The organism is Microbacterium sp. B35-04 (assembly GCF_010634885.1).
Classification (GTDB): domain Bacteria; phylum Actinomycetota; class Actinomycetes; order Actinomycetales; family Microbacteriaceae; genus Microbacterium.
The window spans coordinates 1-3,761 of sequence record NZ_MWLP01000157.1 but is presented as its reverse complement, the minus strand read 5'-3'; the positions used below and the strand labels follow the sequence as shown (position 1 = coordinate 3,761).

5 protein-coding genes are annotated in these 3,761 nt (G+C 68.8%); all 5 read right to left on the bottom strand.

Features of this window, described 5'->3' with window-relative positions; genetic code table 11:
- Positions 1-99: 99 nt before the first annotated feature.
- The 5 genes from B1729_RS20200 to B1729_RS20180 are packed head-to-tail and all read right to left on the bottom strand — an operon-like array spanning position 100 to position 3,661.
- The gene (locus B1729_RS20200) at positions 100-879 is read right to left on the bottom strand and encodes a hypothetical protein (protein ID WP_163634607.1); all 780 of its coding nucleotides are present in this window, start codon (positions 877-879) and stop codon (positions 100-102) included.
- Positions 867-1,481 carry a hypothetical protein gene (locus tag B1729_RS20195; protein ID WP_163634606.1) on the bottom strand — a complete coding sequence of 205 codons (615 nt, stop codon included), beginning with the start codon at positions 1,479-1,481 and terminating at the stop codon, positions 867-869. The genes B1729_RS20200 and B1729_RS20195 overlap by 13 nt, the downstream gene beginning before the upstream one ends.
- The gene (locus tag B1729_RS20190) at positions 1,478-2,095 is read right to left on the bottom strand and encodes a hypothetical protein (RefSeq protein ID WP_163620918.1); all 618 of its coding nucleotides are present in this window, start codon (positions 2,093-2,095) and stop codon (positions 1,478-1,480) included. Before B1729_RS20190 ends, B1729_RS20195 begins: the two co-directional genes overlap by 4 nt.
- Before the next feature lie 27 nt (positions 2,096-2,122).
- Complete coding sequence (locus tag B1729_RS20185) at positions 2,123-3,322, bottom strand: hypothetical protein (protein WP_163620919.1); 1,200 nt, start codon at positions 3,320-3,322, stop codon at positions 2,123-2,125.
- Between the two features lie 36 nt (positions 3,323-3,358).
- The gene (locus tag B1729_RS20180) at positions 3,359-3,661 is read right to left on the bottom strand and encodes a flagellar protein FlgN (protein WP_163620920.1); all 303 of its coding nucleotides are present in this window, start codon (positions 3,659-3,661) and stop codon (positions 3,359-3,361) included.
- Between the last annotated feature and the right edge of the window lie 100 nt (positions 3,662-3,761).

Sequence of the window (3,761 nt, the reverse complement as noted above, 5' to 3'; positions counted from 1 at the left end):
CCCCGGGCCGCCGACTCCACGGTAATCGGCATGACGCGATCAGCCCATGGGGACCATTCCCCATGCGCGTGCCCTCGACGCGACCGGCGATCGCGGAGGTCAACGCGGCGTGAGGTCCTCGCGAGGAGCCATCGTCATCCCCAGGATGCCGATGCGCAGCTCGCGGGCTCGCGCATAGTCCTCGCTCGAGATCAGACCGTGGTCCCTCAATACCTCGAGCGCCGTCTGGATGTCGCTGTAGATGCGCATCCGCTCGTCGGGTGGCATGCGCTCCAGCGCCGCCTCGAGGCCGGCGAAGCTGCGCTGCCAGCGATCGCTTCCGGTGTGGGCGGGCCCGCGGAACAAGAGGAAGTGCAGGATGCCGACGATCACGTCGGCCAGCAGCCCCACGACGCCCCACACGCCATCCGCCGCTCCCTGTGTGATGGCTGCGACGGCGACGAGCGACCCGATCGCCGACGGCACGAGATGCAGCGAGCCGAGCATCCGGTGGATCTTCGGGTCGGTTCCCAGCGATTCGCGAATCTCCGTCACGATGCCGATGCCCGCGATGAGCGCCGCGACGCCTGCGAGCAGCCCGGCAACGCCCACCGGCGCGACGTCATTGCGCCCGAAGACCCACGACAGCAGGAAGAGCAGGGCGACGGCCGGCAGCGTGAAGCTCGCGATATGCGACAGCGTGAGCAAGCATCCCCATCCCGGCGCGACGTTCTTCGCGAGGTCCTTCCAGGCAGCCGCCGGCGCGAAGGCGGCCAGCGCTCGACGGAGCTCGGGAACGCCGTGCAACGCACGCGCCTCGAGCTTCCACCAGTCCAAGGGCGTCCACTGCGATGCAGCGCGCGCGAACGTCGTCGCCGGCCCCGCGCTCAGATCCGCCACACCGCATCCTCTCCTTCGGCCGCGGCGACGACGCCGGACGGGTCGAACGCGTCGGAAGGGGCCCAGACCGCGTCGTCGACGTGCACCGAATCGATCAGCGTCTCGGCGCGGGCGGCGGCGAGCAGGACGGACTGCGGGGGGAGCGGACCCAGCACCGCGAACAGCGTCCTGTCGGAAGTCATGAACAGCCATCGGACGCTCGCCCGCTGCGCGTCCTCCCTGACTGTAGACGAACAGCCCTCACCGAGCCCCGTCGATGCGGCGAGCCGGATGCGCGGCTCGAGCACCGCCGGAGGTGACAGGAAGCGTCGCTGCTCATCCGTATCGATGGATCGATCGAGAATCGTCAGGCGCAGCGGCGCCCACGCGCCCGTCTCCGGTTCGAAGGTGAGCACGTTGGTGCTCGCATCCTCGGCGGCGGAGCGCTGCGCCCGCGCCAGGACCCGCGGAAGAGCGGCGCGCTGGTGAGCCGGCAGATCGTGGTGCGCCAACAGAGCCGCGGCGGATTCAGCCGCCCACGCGTTGACGTCGCCGCCGGCCATTCCCGGCCCAGGAAGGACGATAGCGGTGGCCCGATCGATCTCGAAGGTGACGCGCGTCATCGCCCGGTCCACCCGAAGGTCAGCATGTGCGCGTCGAGGAGAGCGAGCCACGTCCTCATGTGCGGGTCTTCGGCAGGGTCGATCTCGGTGGGATGCACGAGGGTCGCGGTGAACTGGAGCGCCTGCGCGCGCCGGGTGCCCGGCACGGGCGTCAGATACACCACCGTGTACGCGCCAACGCTGTCTCCCGAGAGCTCCACGACGCGCCGGTCCACCCAGCGCAAGAACCGTCTGCTGCCCTCCAGCGACCGCGCGCCGCGCCGTTCCACGGCATCGGCGACCATCGCGTCCAGCGTCGACCCTGCGGCACCCTCGGTGACAGTCCCCAGAATGCTCACCGGTACGGTCGACCATGCCGGGGCGTCCTCGCCCGCCATGATCATGACGAAGGCGCCCTGTTTGCGTGCGGCTGCGAGCGCCCCGGTCACGTGAGTCTCGAGCGCGGCGTACACGTCGGGCCGATGCGCTTCACGCAGCCGGACGCGCGCCTTCTCGAGCAGCGAACGCTCCGTGTCCCCCGACGTGTCGTACATGGTCCAGCCGTCGGGCAGCGCCATCCGGAACTCGGGAATCCCCCGCCGGCCGCCACCCAGCTGTTCACGCAGTGAAGTCACCGAACCACCCTGCCACAGCGGACCCCATCACCATGTCGGGTAGGCGACCCGGTCGATGCCGGTTGCGAACTCGAACGCTCCCTGGGCGCTGCCGGCCAGGGTCGCGATGTTGTTGAGGTTGGTTCCGACAGCACTGAAGGCGTATGTGATCTGCTGACCGGTGGTGCCCAGCTCTCCGATCACCTCCCACATGAACGGGTCCTGACCCGACACGGCAGTGCTGAGTACCTCGTCGAAGGAGTTGACGACGAATCCCGCCTCCGGACCGAGCGTGCGCATGTTCGACACCCACTGGCCAGGACTGCGCGAGCCGAGGCTGAGCGTCCAGCGTGCGACGTCGTCGCCGAACGAGAGTCCTCCTCGCGAGAACCCGGTCCAGGCGCGCATTCCCGCCCCGAACCCCCCGCTCGCGAACTCGCCGAACGCGCCGAAGGGAAGAACGCCGAGCACCGCCAGACCGACCTCCCACAGCTCCGCGTCGCCGCGCGAGTACTGCCAGAGCGTTCCGGCGAGAGCGAGCACGCCCACCGTCAGCGCGAGCAGGGCGACGATGGGCCCGCCGACGACCATGGCGAGGACGGCGAGCACCACGCCCGCGACGGCGAGCACATCGAGGGCGAAATCGACGAAGCCGTCGAGGTTGTCACGCCAGCTGTCCTCGATCGCGTGCGCGGTGGAGGAGCGGACGCCGGTGACGGCGTCGTCGAATGCCGTCTCCCAACGGTCGTACTGGTCGTCGAAGTCGTCTGCGGCGCCCTTCCACAGCAGGTAGGCGTCGTCCTTGTCGTTTTCCGCCGTCTCGACGGTGTTCGCGTGCGCGCGCTCCGCGGCGGTGGACGCCTCGACGTCGTCTCCGGCATCCTCCGGGTAGTCGACCGGCGCCATGGACGCGCTCTGCCACTCGCTGAGCTTCTGCTGGTACTGAAGCCAGTAGCTCTCGGCGTCGGACACCGAGGTGTTCATGAGCGTCTTCACCGTGGCGAGCTCGGAACCGTAGTCCCTCACGTACGGGCCGACGGCCTCGTACAGCTCGGCCGCGCGGCCGAGTTCGGCGTTGACTTCACCGCTGAGATCGCGGAGCTTGTCGATCGCCTTGCCTTCCATGTCCGCGCCGTCGTTCACGAGCCGCGTCAGCAGCGACTCGGCATCCGACATCGCGGCACCGAGGTTGACGATCTGCTGACCGCGCTCGCGCACCGCCTCGCCGTCGCCCTCGACGACCTCCACAGGACGCCCCTTCGGGGATTGATGGATCGCCATGCGTCAGTTCACTTCCTGCATCTGCTGTGCCAGCTCCGCGGCGACCTGCGTGTCGAAGTCACCGAAGCCTTCGAGAACCGTCTTCGTCTGCTCGGTGACCGCCTTCAGGCCTTCGGTCAGCTTGCTGCGGCGATCGTCCCAGCGCTTCTCGAAGTCGTCGGTCTTGTCGCGCAATTCGCCCCGGCCGTACGGCGTCCCGATGTCACCGCTGAGGTCGCTGCGTCGCTGGGACGCGGCCTCGAACTCGGTCTGTGTCGCGAGCAGGTTGGTGTAGAGCGCACCAAGCTCGTCGTACGAGATCTTCACCGACACGTTTCTTCACTCCCCATACGAGTCTTTGGACAGGAAGCGCGTGGGGGTATGAACGCCCCCACGCGCACACCACGCGGTTCAGCCGCCGGCGAGC

What these genes read in the sequence shown, in the direction of transcription:
- B1729_RS20195 (WP_163634606.1), bottom strand. Translation starts at nt 1,481, where the DNA reads ATGACGCGCGTCACCTTCGAGATCGATCGGGCCACCGCTATCGTCCTT.